Origin of the sequence: Roseitalea sp. MMSF_3546 (genome assembly GCF_030732865.1) — a bacterium.
GTDB lineage: Bacteria > Pseudomonadota > Alphaproteobacteria > Rhizobiales > Rhizobiaceae > Roseitalea.
Map to the genome: position 1 here is coordinate 107833 of NZ_JASHKB010000001.1, position 19707 is coordinate 127539.

A 19707-nucleotide genomic window follows, 5' to 3' on the forward strand; every position below is an offset into this window, starting at 1 on the left:
GGCAACCCGACATCACCGGAGCCGGGAGCGCATCATGGCCGAACGCATCGACCGCCACGGACTGCAGATCGACAAGGGGCTGCACGACTTTCTCGTGGACGCCGCCATCCCCGGCACCGGCGTCGAGCCTGACGCCTTCTTCGCCGCCTTCTCCGAAATCGCCCACGATCTGGCGCCGTCCAATCGCGCCCTTCTTGGAAAGCGCGCCGAACTTCAGGACCGGCTCGATGCCTGGCATCGCGAGAACGGTGCGCCATCGGACATGGCGGCCTACAGGGCATTCCTGACCGAGATCGGCTATCTGCTGCCCGAGGGCGCCGATTTCTCCGTCACCACGGCCAATGTCGATCCGGAGATCGCCTCGGTCGCAGGTCCCCAGCTCGTCGTGCCGATCATGAATGCGCGTTTCGCGCTCAATGCCGCCAATGCCCGCTGGGGTTCGCTCTATGACGCGCTCTATGGCACCGACGCGCTCGGCGATCTGCCGCAGGGCGCGGACTACGACCCCGATCGCGGCAAACGCGTCATCGCCTGGGCGCGCGACTTTCTCAATGGGCACTTTGCGCTCGACGGCGACTGGCGCGAGGCGCGCGCGCTTGCCGTCGAGGACGGCGCACTGGCCGTTCAGATGGAGGACGGCCGGATCGCCGGGCTGCGCGAGGCCGATCGGTTCGCCGGCCATCAAGGCGAGGCGAGGTCCCCGGACGCGGTTGTTCTCGTCAACAACGGCCTGCATGTGCGCGTCGTCATCGACGCCACGAACCCGATCGGCAAGACCGATCCCGCCCATATTGCCGATGTCGTCCTGGAATCGGCCGTGACCACGATCATGGATTGCGAGGATTCGGTCGCCGCGGTCGACGCCGCCGACAAGACGCTCGTCTACGGCAACTGGCTCGGCCTGATGAAGGGCGACCTTGAAGAACAGGTCACCAAGGGCGACAGGATCTTTACGCGCCGGCTCAACCCCGATCCGGTCTTCACCGCGCCCGACGGCACGGCCAAGACGCTCAAGGGCCGCGCGCTCATGCTGGTGCGCAATGTCGGCCATCTGATGACCAATCCCGCCATCGTGCTCGAGGATGGCAGCGAGATCCCCGAAGGCATCATGGATGCCATGTGTACCGCGCTGATCGCGCTGCACGACATCGGTCCGAACGGCCGGCGCGCCAACTCGGCCACCGGCTCGATGTATGTCGTCAAGCCGAAGATGCACGGCCCCGAGGAGGTCGCCTTCGCGGTGGACCTTTTCTGCCGCGTCGAGGCGGCGCTCGGCATGGCGCCGGCCACCATCAAGATGGGCATCATGGACGAGGAGCGGCGCACCACGGTCAACCTGAAGGAGTGCATCCGCGCCGCCAGTGACCGTGTCGTCTTCATCAATACCGGTTTCCTCGACCGCACGGGCGACGAGATCCACACCGCCATGGAAGCGGGGCCGATGATCCGCAAGGCGGACATGAAGTCCGCTGCCTGGATCGCCGCCTATGAGGACTGGAACGTCGATATCGGGCTCGCCTGCGGCCTTTCGGGCCGGGCGCAGATCGGCAAGGGCATGTGGGCGATGCCGGATCTGATGGCCGCCATGCTCGACCAGAAGCTCGGCCATCCCCGATCCGGCGCCAACACCGCCTGGGTACCCTCGCCGACCGCCGCGACCCTGCACGCCACGCACTATCACGCCGTCGATGTCTTCGCCGTCCAGGCGCAACTCAAGGACCGTCCGCGCGCCAGCCTGGACGACATTCTGTCCGTGCCCGTTGCCCGCCAGCCCAACTGGACGCCCCAGGACATCCAGGCTGAGCTCGACAACAATGCGCAAGGCATCCTTGGCTATGTGGTGCGCTGGGTCGACCAGGGCGTCGGCTGCTCCAAGGTGCCCGACATCAACGACATTGCCCTGATGGAGGATCGCGCCACGTTGCGCATCTCCTCCCAGCACATGGCAAACTGGCTGCATCACGGCGTGGTCACCGAAGAGCAGGTGGTCGAGACCATGAAGAAGATGGCCAGGGTCGTCGACCGGCAGAATGCCGGCGATCCGGCCTATCGCCCGATGGCCGACGATTACGACGCCTCGATCGCGTTTCAGGCCGCGCTCGAACTGGTCCTGAAGGGCCGCGAGCAGCCCTCGGGCTACACCGAGCCGATCCTGCACGCGCGCCGGCTGGAGCTGAAGGCGGACGGGTAGCCCACGCTACGCCTCCTCGCGCTCGGTCTGGGCGACATCATCGTCGCCGATCAGCTTGCGCGCCTTGCGCCGCTGCGCCCGGCGCAGTCGCCGCCTGGCGCGCCGTTCTTCCTGGCTGGTCGTGGCAAAGGTCGCGATCTGCTGGATCGCGGCGGCGAAGATTCCAAGGCCGACGAAGATGAAGGCGGTCGTCGCGATCTTGCCGAGCACGGTCTGCGGCACGAGGCTGCCATAGCCGACCGTCGACAGGGTCACCACGGTGAAGAAATAGCTGTCCACCCAGCTCCAACCCTCCACGAGGCGGAAGAACACGGTGCCGCTGGCAAGGATGATCATCAGAGCGCTGGCAACGAAGGCGATCCGCACGCCCGGCATGGCTGGCCTCCTTTCCGTGAGTTCCCGTCAGCAACCCGCTGACACGGTGCACCGTTGCGCCAGCATCAATTGATGCAACAGTCAACGGCGTTTGTCTTGCCCGCACCGCGCTTTTCCGGCATCGGGCGTTCGCAAGGCCGACGACGCGCTTGCATGACGAGGCGCGCAAAGTAGACAATGGGCCAGGCCGCCGGGTGCGCGATTCGTGCCGGCACCACCGTTTCCTTGCGAGCGCCGCGACGGCGCTCCCGATTGCCGGGTGCACCATGATCCTGACCTGCGGCGAAGCGCTTTACGACATGTTCGTCGGCGACCATGCCGGCGGCAAACGGTTCGCGGTGACCGTCGACGGCGTCCTTGGCGGCTCGCCGCTCAATGTCGCGCTCGGCCTGGTGCGCATGGGCACGCCGGCCGCGCTGTTCACGCGCGTCTCCACCGACATGCTCGGCCGCCGCATGCGCGCCTTCATGGCCGAGAACGGCATTTCGGACGCCTATTGCGTGCCCACGGACAACCCGACCACACTGTCGCTGATCGAGACCGACGACAGCGGTCACCCGCATTATTCGATCTACTGCAAGGGCACTGCCGATTGCTCGCTTCAGGTCGGCGAACTGCCCGCCGCCCTCGGCGAGGACATCGCGATCGTTCATCTGGGCTCGTTCGCCACCGTGTTCGAGCCGGTCGGCGAGGCGCTGCGCACGCTGGCACGGCGCGAGGCCGAACGGCGCTTCATCTCGTTCGACCCCAATGTGCGCACCATGGTCGTCGCCGATCTGGACCTGTGGCGCCAGCGCATCGACGAGATGCTGCCGCTGGCGGGCATCGTGAAGGCGTCCGACGAGGATATCGGCCTGCTCTGGCCCGGCAAGCCGCTCGAATGGTTCGCCGAGAAGGCGCTCGTCGCCGGCGCCGACATCGCGCTGATCACGCGCGGCCCCGACGGCGCGATCGCCGCCAGCGCCGACGGACGGCTCACCCATGTCCCGGGCATCGAGGTCGACACGGTCGACACGGTCGGGGCCGGCGACACCTTCATGGCCGCAAGCCTGCATCGCCTGACGGCGCACGCCGCGGCGCGGCGCCGGGCGGCCCGCGATGTCGATATCGTCGAACTGGCGCGGTTCGCGGTCAAGGCGTCCGCGCTGACCTGCACGCGACGCGGCGCCGACCTGCCCACGCTTGCCGAGATCGCCGCCTTTTCGCCCTGATGCGATCGATATTGCGTCGGATCGTGCAAATCCGTATCACGATACATTCGTGACGCCGGGCCTCGCCAAGATGATCCTCTATCACCACCCCATGTCGGCATCCTCACGCTTCGTGAGGCTGATGCTTTCCGAATATGGCGTGGATGTCGAACTGTACGAGGAGCGCCCCTGGGAGCGCCGCCCGTCCTTTCTGGCGATCAGCCCCGGTGCGTCGCTGCCGGTGCTCGTCGACCAGAGCGGCTATCCGGTCGTCGGCGCCTTTCCGCTCGCCGAATATCTCGACGAAACGCGCGGCGCGATGGCGCGCGACCGCCGGCTGATGCCCGACTATCCGCTGGCCAGGGCGGAGGTGCGCCGGCTGGTCGACTGGTTCCTGGTCAAGCTGGAAAGCGACGTCACCCGCGCGCTGGTGCGCGAACGCGTCTTCAAGCTCGAAATGCCGGCCCAGTCCGGCGGCGGCTCGCCCAACTCGGCGGCGCTGCGCGGCGCCCGCGCCAACATGCGCCAGCACATGCGCTATCTGGACTGGCTCGCCGGCACGCGCGACTGGCTCGGCGCCAAGACGATCTCGCTGGCCGACCTGGCCGCCGCGGCGGCGATCTCGGTGCTCGACTATATGGGCGAAGTGCCCTGGGCCGAGGCCCAGCACGCGCCCGACTGGTACAGCCGCGTCAAGTCGCGCCCCTCCTTCCGGCCGCTGCTCAACGAGCGCGTGCGCGGCCTGCCACCGGTTTCCCATTACGCCGACCTCGATTTTTGACCGGCGGGGCCATAGGTTCCGGCCATGGCGGCACCGCAAACCCCACAGCACGACGACCGGGCGGCGCAGGCGCGCGCCATGCTGGCGCATGACCTGCGGCAGGCCGGCTTCGGCGCCGTCGGCTTTGCGAGCGCCGAAAGCCCGCCCGGCGCCGCCGAGGGGCTCGATGCGTTTCTGCGGGCCGGCCGGCACGGCACCATGGAGTGGATGGCGACGACCCGGGCCCGCCGCGCCGATCCGCGCACGCTTTGGCCGGCCGCGCGGACCGTGGTCATGGTCGCCATGAATTACGGTCCTGAGACCGACCCGCTCGACGCGCTCGGGCGGCGCGACCGGGCGGCGATCTCGTGCTACGCGCAGAACCGCGACTATCACGACGTCATCAAGGGCAAGCTCAAGCAGGCCGCCGGCCGCTTCGCCGCGCGCACCGGCGCCGATGTCAAGGTCTTCGTGGACACCGCGCCGGTGATGGAAAAGCCGCTGGCCCAGGCGGCCGGGCTCGGATGGCAGGGCAAGCATACCAATCTGCTCAGCCGCGATCTGGGATCGTGGTTCTTCCTGGGCGCGATCTTCACCGACATGGAGCTGCCCGTCGACGTGCCCGAGACCGACCATTGCGGCTCGTGCCGCGCGTGTCTCGACATCTGCCCGACCGACGCCTTTCCGGCGCCCTACACCCTCGATGCCCGGCGGTGCATCTCCTATCTGACCATCGAGCACAAGGGACCGATCCCGCGCGCGTTCCGGACGGCGATGGGCAACCGCGTCTATGGGTGCGACGACTGCTTGGCCGTGTGCCCATGGAACAAGTTCGCCGGCATTGCGCGCGAGGCCAGGCTGCGCGCGCGCGAGGACCTTCGGTCACCGCCGCTCGCCCGCCTGCTCGCGCTCGACGACGCGGCGTTTCGCGCGCTTTTCTCCGGCTCGCCGATCAAGCGCATCGGCCGGGCGCGCTTTGTCCGCAATTGCCTGATCGCCGCCGGCAACAGCGACGATCCTGCACTCATCGCGCACGTCGAGGGCCTGCTCGGCGACGAGGCACCGCTGGTGCGCGGCGCCGCGGTCTGGGCGTTTGCCCGCCTTGCCGATCCCGACGCGGTGCGGGCCGCCCATCTGCGCCATGGCGCAGCCGAGGCCGACGAGACCGTGCGCGAGGAATGGGCGCACGCGCTCGACCGACATGCAACGCAGGTGCAACCGCATGGATGAGGCCGTCACCGTGATCTTCGGCGCCGGGTTTTCGGGCACGGCCTATGGCCGGCTGCTGGCCGAACGCGGCAACGCCGTGATCGGCACGACGCGAAGCGCCGACAAGGCAGGGGCTCTCGAGGCTGCGGGGATCGCGCCGGTGATCTTCGACGGCGCGGCGATCACAGACGATCTGGCGCGAGCCATCGCGCGGGCCACCGACATCGTCATCTCCATCGCTCCCGACGAGACCGGCGATCCGGTGATCCAGGCGGCGGGCGAGGCCATCGCCGCCGCGCCGCATCTGCAATGGCTGGCCTATCTGTCCACCGTGGGCGTCTATGGCAATCACGATGGCGGCTGGGTCGACGAGGGCACGCGCCCGCGCCCGGTCTCGCAGCGCTCGATCCAGCGTCTTGGCGCAGAGAATGCCTGGCGCGACCTGGCCGAACGCCGCGGCACGCCGCTGGCGATCCTTCGCCTTTCGGGCATTTACGGGCCGGGCCGCAATGCCTTTGCCAATCTGAAGGCCGGCCGGGCGCGTCGGCTGGTCAAACCCGGCCAGGTGTTCAACCGCATCCATGTCCGCGACATCGCCCGGGCGCTCGCCTTCCTCGCCGAGCGGCGCGCGGACGGCATCTACAACGTCACCGACGACTGCCCCGCGCCGCCACAGGACGTTGTCGCTTTTGCAGCCGATGTTATGAAAGTTGAACCGCCTCCGGAAATCGACTTCGAGTCCGCCACATTGTCACCAATGGCCCGGTCCTTTTACGGCGAGAACAAGCGGGTCTCGAACGCGCGGATCAGGCAGGCCGGTTTTTCCTTCGATCATCCCGACTACCGGACGGCGCTGCGCCGGATGTGGGACGACGGAAGCTGGCAGGCCGGGGCCTGATCGGTTCGTTCGCGCCGCTTGTCCAACCAAGGAGACAATTGGCAAACGATGACAGTGAAGACAAGGACGATGCGCGCCGCGTGCGCGACAACCCTGGCGGTCGGCCTGATGGCGGCCGGCGCGACCGCCGCCTCGGCGGCCGATCAATGCGGCAAGGCGAGCTGGTATGCGCTCACCTCGCAAACCGCGTCCGGCGAGATGATGAACCCCGAAGGCATGACCGCCGCGCACAAGAGCCTGCCCTTCGGCAGCAGGATCCAGGTGACCAACCGCGCCAATGGCCGCTCCGTGGTCGTGCGCATCAACGATCGCGGGCCCTTCGTGGCGGGCCGGATCATCGACGTGTCCAAGGGTGCGGCCCGCAAGCTGGGCATGGTGAACTCGGGCGTCGTGTCCGCCTGCATCAGCCGCGTCGGCTGACCGCCGCACGGCAGGAACGGGACATGAAGAAGGCCCGGCGCGTGCGCGCCGGGCCTTCGGATCAAATGCGTGTTCGGTATTTGGCGCCTGCGGGAGAACCGCTCAGCTCGTGCGCGCGGTGCGCACAGCGTCGAACGCCCGCGACAGATAGTCGTCGCGTTCATAGATGTCGGCGTGGTAGCCGATCTCGCCGGTGTCGTTGGGCCAGGCGGTGAAGTAGCTGACATAGACCGGCACGCGGGTCTGAAGCCGTTCGACTTGTTCATAGCCGCCAAGCTGCGATTGCACATGTTCGACCGACTTGCCCAGCACCGCTGCCGCCATGGCGCGCGGATCCTGCAGGCGCACGCAGCCATGGCTGTAGGCGCGGCTGCTGCGCTCGAACAGGTTCTTGGCCGGGGTGTCATGCATGTAGATGGCATGGCTGTTGGGGAACATGATCTTCAACTCGCCCAGCGCGTTGGAGGGACCGGGCTTCTGGCGCACATTATACGGCACCGGCCCGTTGTACTGGCGCCAGTTGATCGCCGATGAGGCGACCTTCGTGCCCGAATGGGTGGTCACGACATAGCCGTTGCGGTCCAGATAGCTGCGGTCGCGCCAGAGCTTGGGCAGCATCTCGTTGACGATGATCGACTGCGGCACGCCCCAATAGGGGTCGTAGACCACGTGATCGATCTCGTCATAGAAGAAATAGGTCTGGTTGGAAGGCTTGCCGACGATGGCGCGCATGGAGAGCACCGTCTCGTCGCCCTCGAAATAGCGCACGCGATATTCGGGCTGGTTGATCACCACATGCCGGTCGCCGAACTCCTCGGGGTGCCAGCGCAGCCTTTCGAGCGCGAACCTGACCTTGTCGATCCGGCTTTCGACGGTCGCCTCGGTCAGCCGGCTCGCCGTCTTCGGCCCGACGATGCCGTCGGCGACTAGGTTGAGGTCACGCTGGGTGTCGCGGATCAGTTCGACGAGCGCGCCCTCATAGGCCGTTCCGCCGTCATAGGCGGCCAGGGTCTCGGCATGCTTCTGCCGGGTCTCGTCGCGGATCTTGCGTTCGACCGCGCGCATCACCATGGGCAGGCCCTCATCAACCGTGCCGGGCCGCATCATGATGCCCTCGGGGATCACGATGGGCTCGAGTTCGGTTGTCTGCAGGCGCCTCAACTCGTTTCTGAGCGCCGCATATTCGGGCTGGCGCGGCTCCAGCCGCCGCAGCCAGCGGACCGGGTCCTGCGCATTGGCGAGCGCGAACATCGCCGCCTTCGCGCTCAGCCGCTCGCCGGGGAAATCGTGATAGCCGGACAGCTTGTTGGGATCGATGGCGCCGTCCTTCATGTCCATCGCGTAGCGGATCGCATTGGCGGTCAGCGTCAGTTCGAAGGCCATCAGTTCGCTGTAGCGGCTGGCCGGGTCGTCCATCGACCAGCCGGCGGGCGGCAGGTCGACCGCGTAGTGCTCGGCCTGGAGGCCATGGGCGGCGGCATCGTTGACCAGTTCGGCGATCTGCCGGCCGGTGGCGCTGGCATGCATGCCCTCGACCCACAGGAAGGCGGGGTTGCCCGCATAATGCGCCCGGACCGCCTCGGCGACGGGATCCTCCAGGCCTACATCGATGTCGGGCACATGCTCGAGCGCCTGCGCAAAGCGGTCATTCGTCAGCACCACCATGGGCGGCAAGGCGTCCGCGTCGCTTGCGATCGAGCCCGTCGGCTCGATATCGGGCACCAGCGAGGCCAGGGTGACCCAGCTCACCGCCGGTGCGCTGTAGGTGTAGTATTGCGGCCCGCTTACCTTCTGGATCTGCCGCGCGGGGCGGCGCGCGGTCTGCGTGCGGCGCGGCTGGGCGCGTTGCGCGCGCCGTGGCGCCGAGCGCTGCACCTGGCGCTGCGGTCGCTGCGCCCGTTCCCTGCGTTCGCGCCACTCCTGCCGCTTGTCGCGATTGAACAGCAGCTCATGAAGCTGCACCTGGTCCGCCATGGCCGGCGGTGAAACGGAAAGGCCGGTTACGACGACGGCCAGGACCAGCACGAAACGCGAAATCGATGTGAACGCCACGGATCTTCTCCGGATTGGTTGCCCCATGCCCGACTCTATCAACCAGGCGCGCCCAATAAAGTGCCCATGGCGTGAAGATTGAGTTAAGCATTGTGAATGAAACCTGAACGATGCAGCGATGCAACACAAAATCGCCGCAAACGCGCCGCTTCGCGGCTTTGTGATTGCTGGCACGCGGTGCGCGCGCTAAGCGTTCGCCATGAAGAAGGGTGATCATCTTTTCCTCGTCGACGGGTCGGCCTACATCTTCCGCGCCTTCCATGCCCTGCCGCCGCTGACCCGCAAGTCCGACGGTCTGCCGGTCGGGGCGGTGGCCGGCTTCTGCAACATGATCTGGAAGCTGCTGGTCGATGCGCGCGACACCGATGTCGGCGTCACGCCCACCCATCTGGCGGTCATTTTCGACCATTCCGCCAAGACGTTCCGCAACACGCTCTATGCCGACTACAAGGCCAACCGCACCGAGCCGCCCGAGGATCTGATCCCGCAATTCGGGCTGATCCGGCAGGCGACGCGCGCCTTCGGCCTGCCCTGCATCGAGATGCAGGGTTATGAGGCCGACGACATCATCGCCGCCTATTGCCGGATGGCCGAGGACATCGGCGCGGACACCACGATCGTGTCGTCCGACAAGGATCTGATGCAGCTCGTTACCGACCATGTGTCCATGTATGACACAATGAAGGACCGGCAGATCGACCGCCAGGCGGTGATCGAGAAGTTCGGCGTCGGCCCCGAGAAGATGATCGATCTGCAGGCGCTTTGCGGCGATCCGACCGACAACGTGCCGGGGGTGCCGGGCATTGGCCCCAAGACCGCCGCGCAACTGCTCGCCGAATATGGCGATCTCGAAACGCTGCTCGCCAGCGCCGGCCGGATCAAGCAGAAGAAGCGGCGCGAGAACCTGATCGAATTCGCCGACCAGGCGCGGCTGTCGCGCGAACTGGTCAAGCTCGACGCGCACACGCCCGTCGAGGTTCCGCTCGATGAAATGGCGCTCGACAGCCAGGACGGGCCGAAGCTGATCGCGTTTCTCAAGGCGATGGAGTTCAACACACTGACGCGCCGCGTCGCCGAGGCCACAGGAACCGATGCCGCCGAAATCGCACCGGCCGAGATCGAGATCGAATGGGGCGCGGCGGCGCGCGGGCCCGATCTGGACACCGGCGCCGGCATCGGATCTTCGGGCGATCGTCTCCCCGCAGGCGGGCACAAGGAAGCGAGCCCTCGATCCGCATCGGGCGTGAACGGTCAAAAGGATGGATCCGGCGCGCGCGGAGAGGGCGAGGCGGACGGCACGGCCGGCCAGGAGGGCACGCCATCGGCGCTCGCCAATGCCCGCGCCGAAGCGGCCGCGACCGCGAAGTTCGACCCCGATGCCTATGTGTGCATCCGCGATCTTGGAACGCTCGACCGCTGGCTCGACATGGCCCGCCAGGCCGGCACGGTCGCCTTCGACACCGAGACGGACTCGCTCGATGCGATGCAGGCCAATCTGGTCGGCTTCTCGCTGTGCCACGCCGAGGGCGAGGCGGCCTATGTGCCGCTCGCCCATCGTGACGGCGCGGACGACCTGCTCGGCGCCGGCGGGCTGCTCGCCGACCAGGTGCCGATGGAAGAGGCGTTAAGCCGGCTCAAGACCCTGCTCGAGGATCCGTCCATCCTCGTGGTCGGCCAGAACATCAAATACGATATCCTGGTCATGCGCCGCCACGGCGTCGACATCGCCTGCCATGACGACACCATGCTCATCTCCTATGTGCTCGATGCGGGCACGAACGGGCACGGCATGGATGCGCTCGCCGAACGCTGGCTCGGCCACAAGCCGATCGCCTACAAGGACATTGCCGGCACCGGCAAGAAGGCGCTCACCTTCGACAGGATCGCTCTTTACGAGGCGACCTGCTACGCCGCCGAGGATGCCGACATCACGCTGCGGCTGTGGCGGGTGCTCAAGCCGCGGCTCGTCGCGCAGGGTCTGGCTGCCGTTTACGAGCGGCTCGAGCGGCCGATGGTCAATGTGCTCGCCCGCATGGAGGCGTATGGCATCAGCGTCGACCGGCAGATATTGAGCCGGCTATCGGGCGAGTTCGCGCAGAAGGCCGCCGCCATCGAGGCCGAGATCCACGAACTGGCCGGCGAGAGCTTCAATATCGGCTCGCCGCGCCAGCTCGGCGAGATCCTGTTCGGCAAGATGGGCCTGCCCGGCGGCACGAAGACGCGCACCGGCCAGTGGGCGACATCGGCCCGCGTGCTCGAGGATCTGGCCGCCGAAGGGCACGAACTGCCCAGGCGCATCGTCGACTGGCGCCAGCTCACCAAGCTCAAATCGACCTATACCGACGCGCTGCCCGGCTTCATCGATCCGCGCACGGGGCGCGTGCACACGTCCTATTCGCTGGCGTCGACGACCACCGGCCGGCTCTCCTCGTCCGAGCCGAACCTGCAGAACATTCCGATCCGTACGGTCGAGGGCCGGCGCATCCGTACCGCCTTCGTGGCCGTGCCCGACCACAAGCTGCTTTCGGCCGACTACAGTCAGATCGAACTGCGCGTGCTCGCCCATGTCGCCGATATCGGCCAGCTCAAGCAGGCCTTCGCCGAGGGGCTCGACATCCATGCCATGACCGCCTCGGAAATGTTCGGCGTGCCGATCGAGGGCATGCCTGGCGAGGTGCGCCGTCGCGCCAAGGCGATCAATTTCGGCATCATCTACGGCATTTCGGCTTTCGGCCTCGCCAACCAGCTCTCCATCCCGCGCTCGGAGGCGGGCGAGTACATCAAGACCTATTTCGAGCGCTTTCCGGGGATCAGGGACTATATGGATGCCACCAAGGCGTTCGCGCGCGAACACGGCTATGTGGAGACCATCTTCGGTCGCCGGGCGCATTATCCGGAGATCAGGTCGTCCAATCCGCAGGTGCGCGCCTTCAACGAGCGCGCGGCGATCAACGCGCCGATCCAGGGCTCGGCCGCCGACATCATCCGCCGCGCCATGATCCGCATGCAGCCGGCGCTCGAAGAGGCCGGGCTGAGCGCCAGGATGCTCCTGCAGGTGCATGACGAACTGATCTTCGAAGTGCCCCGAGACGAAGTCGGTCTGACCGCGCCGGTCGTCAAGCGGATCATGGAAAGCGCCGCCGAGCCGGCCGTCGCCATGGCCGTGCCGCTCGCCGTCGACGCCAACGCCGCCGACGACTGGGACGAGGCGCATTGAGGCCGCGCCGCCCGGCGCGCCCGGCGGTGTCCGGCGCGCGCATGTACGGTCACCTCAGTCGCAGCCGCAATCCAGTTCGCCCGACTTGATGGCCTCGAAGCACGCGATGATATGGTCGGCCACGGCCGAGATGCAGTCATCGGCCTCCCCCCGCGCGCGCAAGCGTGTCTGGCAGGACGCCAGTTCGGGCAGGCCCTGCCGCTCGCCCAGGCAGATCGCCGGCGCCTTGACATAGGACATGGGCAGCGGCGCGATGGCGAGATCGGAGCGAATTGCCGCCATTTGCGCCGATGTGTGGGCGCTCTTGTAGGCGATGCGGTAATCGCGGCCGATCCGGCCGAGGCCCTCGACCGCACTGGCGCGCCAGGAGCAGCCTTCCTCCCACATCGACACCGGCAGCGGATCGCGCTCCCAGGCGCAGCCTCCCTTGAGTCCGGCCCAGACAAGCGATTCCTCGATCAGCACCTGGGCGCCCGGTTCGAGAGCATGGGCCTGGCTGGAATTGTACATCACGACGTCGAGTTCGCCGCGCTCGAAGCGCGGTATCAGGTTCTCCGAATTCTCGATCACGACGTCGACGGCCACGTGCGGATGGCTCTCGGCGAAACGGCTCAGAACCTGTGGCAGCACCCGTTCGCCGTGATCGTCCGGCGCTCCCAGCCGCACCGTGCCGCGCACGTCCGGCATGACGAACTGCGCCAGCATCTCGTTGGACAGCGCCAGGATGCGCCGGGCGTATCCGACCAGGATCTCCCCGTTCACGGTCAGTTTCACCGAACGCGAATCGCGCTCGAAGACGCTGGTGCCCAACACTTCCTCGAGCTTCTTGACCTGCATCGAAACGGCGGAGGGCGTGCGGAACACACGCTCGGCCGCGCGCGAAAAGCTGCCGGTCTCGGCAATGGCGAGGAATGTTCGCAGCAGGTCGATATCCACGGGCGTCCGGTTCGGGGTCCGTCTGGCGTCATGGACGGTCATGGAGTCTCCATTCAGAATTGTTGATCACCGACATCAAATCGTTTCGTTTGATTGAAGCATGCCGGCACGCCATTGTCCAGCCCACGGCGCGTTCGTCGCGCCGCATGCTGACACGAAGATCCGAAAGGACCTGGCCAATGACCGTTCACGACACGCGCTTCATCAAGGCCAACAGCCCCGATGGCTGGCTCCGCCGCCTTGCCCGCCACGCCGCGCTTTGGCTCGACATGCGCCGCGTCACCCTCGCCCAGCGGCGGCGCGAGCGGGCCAACCGCAAGGCGCTCCTCGAGGTGCTCGACCACGAGGACTGGCTCTACGACGATCTCGGCATCACCCGCGGCGATGTGATATGGGCGGGGCATCTACCGATGCATGTCAATGCATGCCGCGAGCTGGAGCGAATTCGGGCGCGCTACAGCCTCGGTCGCTAGGCCCGGCCGCCCGCAAACCCGTCGACTCGATTGCATCGGCGCGAGCGGCTGGTCCCGCGCCGCAATTGCGGTTAACGTCAACCCATGTTGACGCCAGACCAGCGGCCTGCGCCGCATCGCACGCTGTGCACCGATTGCGGTATCTCGCGCTCTTCCGACCCCAAGCGATGCGGGCGGGCGTGCCAGTTCATCGCGCCCGACTATCCGGGCCTTGAAACGGCCGTGCACGGCCGCCCGCGCAACGCCGACGACAAGCCGGACGAGGCTTTCTTCGGCGTCCATCGCCGCATGTACCGGGCGCGGCTCGCCACCCCGCGCGATGGCGCGCAGTGGACCGGCATCACCACGCGCCTTGGCGAGGCGATGCTGGAATCGGGCATGGTCGATGCGGTGCTCGCGGTCAGGCCCGATCCGGACGACCGCTGGAAGCCGGTGCCGGTGATTGTCACCCGGTCCGAGGACATGGCGCAGTGCCGCGGCATGCGCATGGGGTTCGCGCCGCTCTTGTCGCTGCTCGAGCCAGCGCGTGCCGCCGGCCATCGGCGCATCGCGGTGATCGGCATTCCCTGCCAGGTCTATGCGCTGCGCGCGCTCGAGGCGGAGCTGGGCTTCGAGGCGGTCTATGTCGTCGGCACGCCATGCTCGGACAACACGACGACAGAGAATTTCCATGCCTTCCTGGCCCGGCTCGACCCGGCGCCGGAGACGATCTGCTATCTCGAATTTCGCGCCGACTATCGGGTCGAACTGCGCTACGACGATGGCCGCGTGCGCGAGATTCCGTTCCTCAAGCTACCGATCGCCGATCTGCCCGCCGATTTCTTCCCGCTGACCTGCCGGACCTGCGTCGACTACACCAACGCCCTTTCGGACATCACGGTCGGCTATATGGGCGGTCAGGGCGACCAGTGGCTGATCGTGCGCAACGCGCGCGGGGCGGCCATCCTCGACCTTCTGGCCGGCGAGATCGAACTGTCTGCGCCCGGCTCGAAAGGTGACCGCACGGCGCCGGTCAAGGGCTTCATGGTCAACACCGAGCGCGCCGCCGGCGGCCTGCCGTTGCGCCGCATGCCGAATTTCTTGCGTGGCATCGTTTCCTGGCTGCAGCCGCGCACCGGGCCGCGCGGGCTCGAATTCGCCCGCGCGCGCCTCGAAATGAAGGCGATCGAGACGGTTCTGCATCTGCGGCGCCGGCGCCCGGCGGCGATCAAGCACATGGTACCGGACCATGTCTGGGCGCTGGTGGGCAGATACGGCCTGCACCCGACCGAGGACGAGCGCCCGGCCAAATCCTCCGAAGACTGAAGGCACCCCCTGAACGGGTGGTTTACCTTTCGGTAACCGGGTCTACCGTTCCCGGCACGAGAAGGGCAGTCCGGGGGCAACGGGATGAAACCACACACGAAACTGGCCGGCGCGCTTGTCGCGCTCGGCGCCATGACCGCACTTTCGGCCTGTTCGTCGCTCGGCGGCTCCGAGAGCGCGGCGACCGCCGGGACCACCTCGATCAGCGCCGATGCATTCGCGGCCGCCGCACCGGCCGCTTCGGGCGGTCAGTGCGCCATGACCATTGCCGGCGGCCCGCCGCCCAAGCCCGCCAAGGGCGCCGATTTCGCCCAGAACGCGGTCGCCAAGAATGTCGGCCGCAATGTCAGCCGCAACGTGATCGCCAATATCGGCGGCCGTTTCGGCGGCGGGCTGGGCGCGGCGGTCGCCGGCGGGCTCGCACGGAACACGATCCGCACCGAGCAGGATCTGAAGGGAAGCTGGACGATCACCGACGGCGCGCCCGACTGCGGCTGCCGCATCGACATATCCTCGGGGGTCAATCTCGCCGGCCAGTCCTCGAACGCCGGCGCGCTCGAGCCGTCCGGCTGCACCTCGCTCGTCTCCAATGCGGCACGCTGGCAACTGGGCGGGCGCAGCTTCACCGGCTACGACACCACGCTGAAACTGCTGGCATCGGATCGGCGCACGGTTGTGGCAACGCTCAACCGCGACGGCATCAACTACTTCTCCGGCAGCCTGGCCGACGGCACGCCGGTCACGCTCTGGCGCCGCGGCGGCTGAACACCGGCCAGCCGCTCACTCGCCGGTCCACTCCAGCCGGTAGAGATCGTGCCGCCGGTCGGCGAGATTGCGCACCGAGCCCTCGCTGCGCGCCCGGTCGAGCGCCGCCATGTCGAGATCGGCGATGATCATCTGCTCGACCTGCGGCTCGGCCTGTGCGGCGATGCCGTCGCGCGCAAAGCCGTGGTCGGACGGGGTCAGCACCGCCGACTGCGCATAGGCCATGTCGAGATTGGCGACATTGGCAAGCGTTCCGACGAGCCCCGCCGTGACGACGTAGATCTGGTTTTCCACCGTGCGCGCCTGGCAGCAATGGTGCACACGCAGATGTCCGTGCCGCGTATCGGTGCAATAGGGCACGAAGACGATGCGCGCGCCCCGGTCGACGAGCCGGCGCGCGGCCTCGGGAAACTCGCTGTCATAGCAGATCAGAATGCCGACCGGCCCGCAATCGGTCTCGATGGCATCGAGCGCCGAGCCGCCGCCGATGCCCCAGACCGCCCGTTCGTCCGGCGTCGGGTGCAGCTTGTCCTGGCGTGCCAGCGTACCGTCGCGGCCGGCCAGCAAGGCCACATTGCGCGCCGCGCCGTCATCGAGCCGGGTGGCGTGCGATCCGCCGACGATGTTGATGCGGTATCGCACGGCCAGCGCCGAGAGCCGGTCCGACAGAGCGGCGGTGTATTCAGTCAGTCGACCGACCGTCTCTTCGGCCGGCACTTCGTCGGGCGCACCGGACAGCAGTTGCAGCGTGACATGTTCGGGAAAGCAGACGAAGTCGGCGCCATATCCGGCCGCCGCGCGCACATGGTGCTCGAGCCGCGCCAGGAACGCGTCGATCGAGGTCGTCTGCGCGAGCGCCATCTGCACCGATGCCACGCGAACCGTCGAACCGTTCATCGGGGGCTCCGATCGTTGCCTTCAAGACAAGACCGCCGGCACGGATGCCGGCGGCCGATGGCGTCATCGCGGTCGGGCTGCGTCAGCCGACCGAGCCGTAGGGGCACTCACTGTCGGTGCGGTAGTCGTGCACGTCGATCTCGCCGGAGATGATCTTCTCGCGGGCCTCCTCGACGGCCTGCATCATCTCGTCGGTCACCAGCGGCTCGTTGTTCTCGTCCATGGCGACGCCGACGCCGTCCTCGGCGACGCCGAGCACCTGCACGCCGGTTTCGAACTCGCCTTCCATGCCGTCCTTCATCGCTTCCATGACGGCGACGTCCACGCGCTTGAGCATGGAGGTCAGCACCGAGCCGGGCTGCAGATGGTTCTGGTTGGAGTCCACGCCGATCGCCAGTTCGCCCGCATCGGCCGCCGCCTGCAGCACGCCGATGCCGGTGCCGCCCGCCGCCGCATAGACCACGTCCGCGCCTTGGGCGATCTGCGCATTGGTGATCTCGCCGCCGCGCACCGGATCGTTCCAGGCCGCCGGCGTGTCGCCGGTATAGTTGACGATCACCTCGGCATCGGGGTTCACCGACTTCACGCCGCCGACATAGCCGCAGGCAAAGGCCGAGATCAGCGGCACGTTCATGCCGCCCACGAAGCCGACCGTGCCGGTCTCGGACGCCTTGGCGGCCATGATCCCGACCAGATAGGAGCCTTCCTGCTCCTTGAAGACGACCGAGCGGACATTGGGCTGGTCGACCACCGCATCGATGATGGCGAAGTTGGTCTCGGGGAATTCCTGGGCGACCTTCTCGACGGCCGCCGCGGCCGAAAAGCCGGCGATCACCACCGGCGAATGGCCGCGCTCGGCGAAGCGCCGCAGCGCCTGTTCGCGCTGCGCCTCGTTCTGGATCTCGAACTCGACATAGTCCGTGCCGGTTTCTTCCTTGAAGCGTTCGGCCCCGCCAAAGGCCGCTTCATTGAACGACTTGTCGAACTTGCCGCCCAGATCGTAGACGATGGCCGGCGTTTCCGCATAGGCGGCCGCCGTCATCGCGGTTGCGGCCAGAAGGCCGAGTGCAATGCGCTTCATGCTCACTTCCCTGTTTTCCGGTTTTGACTGCTGCCTCCGCCGGCGGGCGGAGGCCTCCCACAAAGCGGTTTGAAACCGCCCCGGCGGCGACTTTGCACGCAAGCTCGCGCGCTGTCGATAGAAAACGCGCTCAGGCCGTCGCGGCCGGCGCCGGGCAGGAAACGCCGGTGCCCTGCAGCCCGCAATAGCCGCCGGGGTTCTTGGCGAGATATTGCTGGTGATAGTCCTCGGCGAAATAGAACGTGTCGAGCGGCTTGATCTCGGTGGTGATGGCATCGCGCCGGCCGGCGGCGGCGAGCGCCTCCTGATAGGCATCGCGCGCCGCCTTGGCCTGCTCGAGCTGTGCCTCGCTCGTCGTCAGGATGGCCGAGCGGTACACCGTGCCCACATCGTTGCCCTGGCGCATGCCCTGGGTCGGATCGTGTTCCTCGAAAAAGATCCGCAGCAGCGCGCCATATCCGATCCTTGCCGGATCGTGGACGACCATGACCACCTCGGCATGTCCGGTCCGGCCGGTGCAGGTTTCCCGGTAGGTCGGGTTGGGCGTATAGCCGCCGGCATAGCCGACAGCCGTCACGTGAACGCCCGGCGTCTGCCAGAACAGCCGTTCGGCGCCCCAGAAGCAGCCCATGCCGAAAACGGCGATCTCCAGGCCGTCCGGATAGGGCCCGGCGAGCCGGTTGCCGTTGACGAAATGGGCCTCGGGGACGGGCATGGGGGTGTCGCGGCCGGGCAGGGCGTCGCGCGGCGACACCATGGTGGTCTTGTTGCCGGCAAGGGCGTTGAGCAGCATCGGGTTTCCTCCTGGCGGATGGGCGTTCAGCGCCGGGCAAAGCGCGCGCGGCGTCGCGGCCGGCCGCCGGTGGCGAAGATCGCCATCACGATCGCCAGGCCGCCGGCAAGGGCGAATGTGGGCCATTGCAGGACCGTTGCAAGGACCGGATCGGTCAAGAACGGGTGAACCGTGTCGGCCAGCCAGTGCTCGAAGGCCGGCCGCAAGCCGGGCGCGATGGCGTCCCAGCTTGCGGCGAACGGGGTGAGCACGAGCCGCGAGACGCCGATCGAGCGCGTCGCGTCGAGCACGGCGAACACCATCATTGCCGCAAGGCTCAGATAGGCCAGGATGCGAAAGACAAGTCGGACCATGCGCCACCGCCCTTTGTCGGCGAGTCTATCGGCCTCGTGCGGCGAACACAAATGCGCCCGGCAAGGCCATGCGCGGCGGGTCCGGCCGCCCCGCGCGCCCATTGTGCCGGGATCACCCGACGCCGGACGCGCATCGCGAGCCGGTCGGCCGGGCGCGGCCCCTTGCGCGGCACCCAGGCCGCTCCCCATCTTGATTGTGCGCGGTGGCCGCGCTAGGACAACGCTCCGTCGGCCGGTCGTCGGGACGGAACGGTCGTGGCGACAGTGGGTGGCCGGTTGGTTGAAGGCGCACCGGCGGTTATCCGCCCCGACGGAGAACGCAGGTCACGGCAGAAGGCGCGTGCGCCATTGTGACCCGCGCGGCCGTCCCGGCCGGTGATGACTGGTAAGGTGAGGTGGCCGAGTGGTTGAAGGCGCACGCCTGGAACGCGTGTAGGCGGGAAACCGTCTCGAGGGTTCGAATCCCTCTCTCACCGCCACCATCCGGATAGCGAATCCGTAAAGCGGCCCTGATTGGGGCCTTTTTCTTTTTGTTTCGAACACCGTTGGCCGGGCGATCCGCCGTTCGGAGACTGGGCGCGTGACGCAGAACGCACGCCCGATTGGCCCGTGTCTCTCTTCGAGCGCCCTCAACGGGCGGGAGGCGGTGAGAAACATCTTCGAGAATGCGAAAGGTTGTCGCGCACCTGGCCAGGTCCGCCATTGTCGTGCAAATGCCAGGGTGGTCGCTGCTTTTCAACGGCGACGATTTCGGCCATACCGACATCGCATCGGCCCTTCCGGCCGGCTGAG

The 19707-nt window shown here is 67.4% G+C and carries 17 protein-coding genes and 1 tRNA gene; 11 read left to right on the forward strand and 7 right to left on the reverse strand.

The window, feature by feature from the left end:
• The first annotated feature begins 34 nt into the window (after nucleotides 1-34).
• Nucleotides 35-2191, forward strand: coding sequence for a malate synthase G (locus RBB34_RS00550; protein WP_306117228.1), 2157 nt, complete (start codon nucleotides 35-37; stop codon nucleotides 2189-2191).
• A 6-nt stretch (nucleotides 2192-2197) separates the two neighbouring features.
• On the opposite strand, the gene RBB34_RS00555 is transcribed toward RBB34_RS00550, so the two are convergent.
• Nucleotides 2198-2566, reverse strand: coding sequence for a potassium channel family protein (locus tag RBB34_RS00555; protein WP_306117229.1), 369 nt, complete (start codon nucleotides 2564-2566; stop codon nucleotides 2198-2200).
• Between the two features lie 266 nt (nucleotides 2567-2832).
• On the opposite strand from RBB34_RS00555, the gene RBB34_RS00560 reads away from it, so the two are divergent.
• The 5 genes from RBB34_RS00560 to RBB34_RS00580 all read left to right on the forward strand — a co-directional run bounded on the left by RBB34_RS00560 (nucleotide 2833) and on the right by RBB34_RS00580 (nucleotide 7043).
• Entirely contained in the window at nucleotides 2833-3777 is a 945-nt protein-coding gene (locus RBB34_RS00560) for a carbohydrate kinase (protein ID WP_306117230.1), read from the forward strand.
• Nucleotides 3778-3847: 70 nt separating this feature from the next.
• Nucleotides 3848-4537 carry a glutathione S-transferase family protein gene (locus RBB34_RS00565; RefSeq protein WP_306117461.1) on the forward strand — a complete coding sequence of 230 codons (690 nt, stop codon included), beginning with the start codon at nucleotides 3848-3850 and terminating at the stop codon, nucleotides 4535-4537.
• A 78-nt stretch (nucleotides 4538-4615) separates the two neighbouring features.
• On the forward strand, nucleotides 4616-5746 hold the full coding sequence (queG, locus tag RBB34_RS00570) for a tRNA epoxyqueuosine(34) reductase QueG (protein WP_306117462.1): 1131 nt from the start codon (nucleotides 4616-4618) through the stop codon (nucleotides 5744-5746).
• On the forward strand, nucleotides 5739-6623 hold the full coding sequence (locus RBB34_RS00575; RefSeq protein ID WP_306117231.1) for an SDR family NAD(P)-dependent oxidoreductase: 885 nt from the start codon (nucleotides 5739-5741) through the stop codon (nucleotides 6621-6623). Before queG ends, RBB34_RS00575 begins: the two co-directional genes overlap by 8 nt.
• Before the next feature lie 48 nt (nucleotides 6624-6671).
• Nucleotides 6672-7043, forward strand: coding sequence for a septal ring lytic transglycosylase RlpA family protein (locus RBB34_RS00580; RefSeq protein ID WP_306117232.1), 372 nt, complete (start codon nucleotides 6672-6674; stop codon nucleotides 7041-7043).
• A gap of 102 nt (nucleotides 7044-7145) precedes the next feature.
• Here RBB34_RS00580 and RBB34_RS00585 read toward each other — a convergent pair whose 3' ends face one another.
• Nucleotides 7146-9095 (reverse strand): L,D-transpeptidase family protein, encoded by a 1950-nt coding sequence (locus tag RBB34_RS00585; RefSeq protein ID WP_306117233.1) that lies wholly within the window; start codon nucleotides 9093-9095, stop codon nucleotides 7146-7148.
• Between the two features lie 199 nt (nucleotides 9096-9294).
• On the opposite strand from RBB34_RS00585, the gene polA reads away from it, so the two are divergent.
• Complete coding sequence (gene polA / locus RBB34_RS00590; RefSeq protein ID WP_306117234.1) at nucleotides 9295-12312, forward strand: DNA polymerase I; 3018 nt, start codon at nucleotides 9295-9297, stop codon at nucleotides 12310-12312.
• A 54-nt stretch (nucleotides 12313-12366) separates the two neighbouring features.
• Here the strand turns inward: polA and RBB34_RS00595 are convergent, their stop codons facing one another.
• Nucleotides 12367-13290, reverse strand: a complete 924-nt coding sequence (locus tag RBB34_RS00595; RefSeq protein WP_306117235.1) for a LysR family transcriptional regulator — start codon at nucleotides 13288-13290, stop codon at nucleotides 12367-12369.
• A gap of 137 nt (nucleotides 13291-13427) precedes the next feature.
• Between RBB34_RS00595 and RBB34_RS00600 the strand changes: the two genes are divergently transcribed.
• From RBB34_RS00600 to RBB34_RS00610, 3 genes are all read left to right on the forward strand, one after another.
• Nucleotides 13428-13721 (forward strand): hypothetical protein, encoded by a 294-nt coding sequence (locus RBB34_RS00600; protein WP_306117236.1) that lies wholly within the window; start codon nucleotides 13428-13430, stop codon nucleotides 13719-13721.
• A gap of 84 nt (nucleotides 13722-13805) precedes the next feature.
• Complete coding sequence (locus tag RBB34_RS00605; protein ID WP_306117237.1) at nucleotides 13806-15026, forward strand: Coenzyme F420 hydrogenase/dehydrogenase, beta subunit C-terminal domain; 1221 nt, start codon at nucleotides 13806-13808, stop codon at nucleotides 15024-15026.
• A gap of 84 nt (nucleotides 15027-15110) precedes the next feature.
• The gene (locus RBB34_RS00610; protein WP_306117238.1) at nucleotides 15111-15791 is read left to right on the forward strand and encodes a hypothetical protein; all 681 of its coding nucleotides are present in this window, start codon (nucleotides 15111-15113) and stop codon (nucleotides 15789-15791) included.
• 15 nt (nucleotides 15792-15806) lie between these two features.
• Here RBB34_RS00610 and RBB34_RS00615 read toward each other — a convergent pair whose 3' ends face one another.
• From RBB34_RS00615 to RBB34_RS00630, 4 genes are all read right to left on the reverse strand, one after another.
• Nucleotides 15807-16688 (reverse strand): carbon-nitrogen hydrolase family protein, encoded by an 882-nt coding sequence (locus RBB34_RS00615; protein ID WP_306117239.1) that lies wholly within the window; start codon nucleotides 16686-16688, stop codon nucleotides 15807-15809.
• A gap of 82 nt (nucleotides 16689-16770) precedes the next feature.
• On the reverse strand, nucleotides 16771-17769 hold the full coding sequence (locus RBB34_RS00620) for a BMP family ABC transporter substrate-binding protein (protein ID WP_306117240.1): 999 nt from the start codon (nucleotides 17767-17769) through the stop codon (nucleotides 16771-16773).
• Nucleotides 17770-17899: 130 nt separating this feature from the next.
• Nucleotides 17900-18562 carry a peptide-methionine (S)-S-oxide reductase MsrA gene (gene msrA / locus RBB34_RS00625; RefSeq protein WP_306117241.1) on the reverse strand — a complete coding sequence of 221 codons (663 nt, stop codon included), beginning with the start codon at nucleotides 18560-18562 and terminating at the stop codon, nucleotides 17900-17902.
• A gap of 26 nt (nucleotides 18563-18588) precedes the next feature.
• Nucleotides 18589-18915, reverse strand: coding sequence for a hypothetical protein (locus RBB34_RS00630; protein ID WP_306117242.1), 327 nt, complete (start codon nucleotides 18913-18915; stop codon nucleotides 18589-18591).
• Nucleotides 18916-19304: 389 nt separating this feature from the next.
• Between RBB34_RS00630 and RBB34_RS00635 the strand changes: the two genes are divergently transcribed.
• Nucleotides 19305-19394: transfer RNA gene (locus RBB34_RS00635), tRNA-Ser, on the forward strand.
• Nucleotides 19395-19707 lie beyond the last annotated feature (313 nt).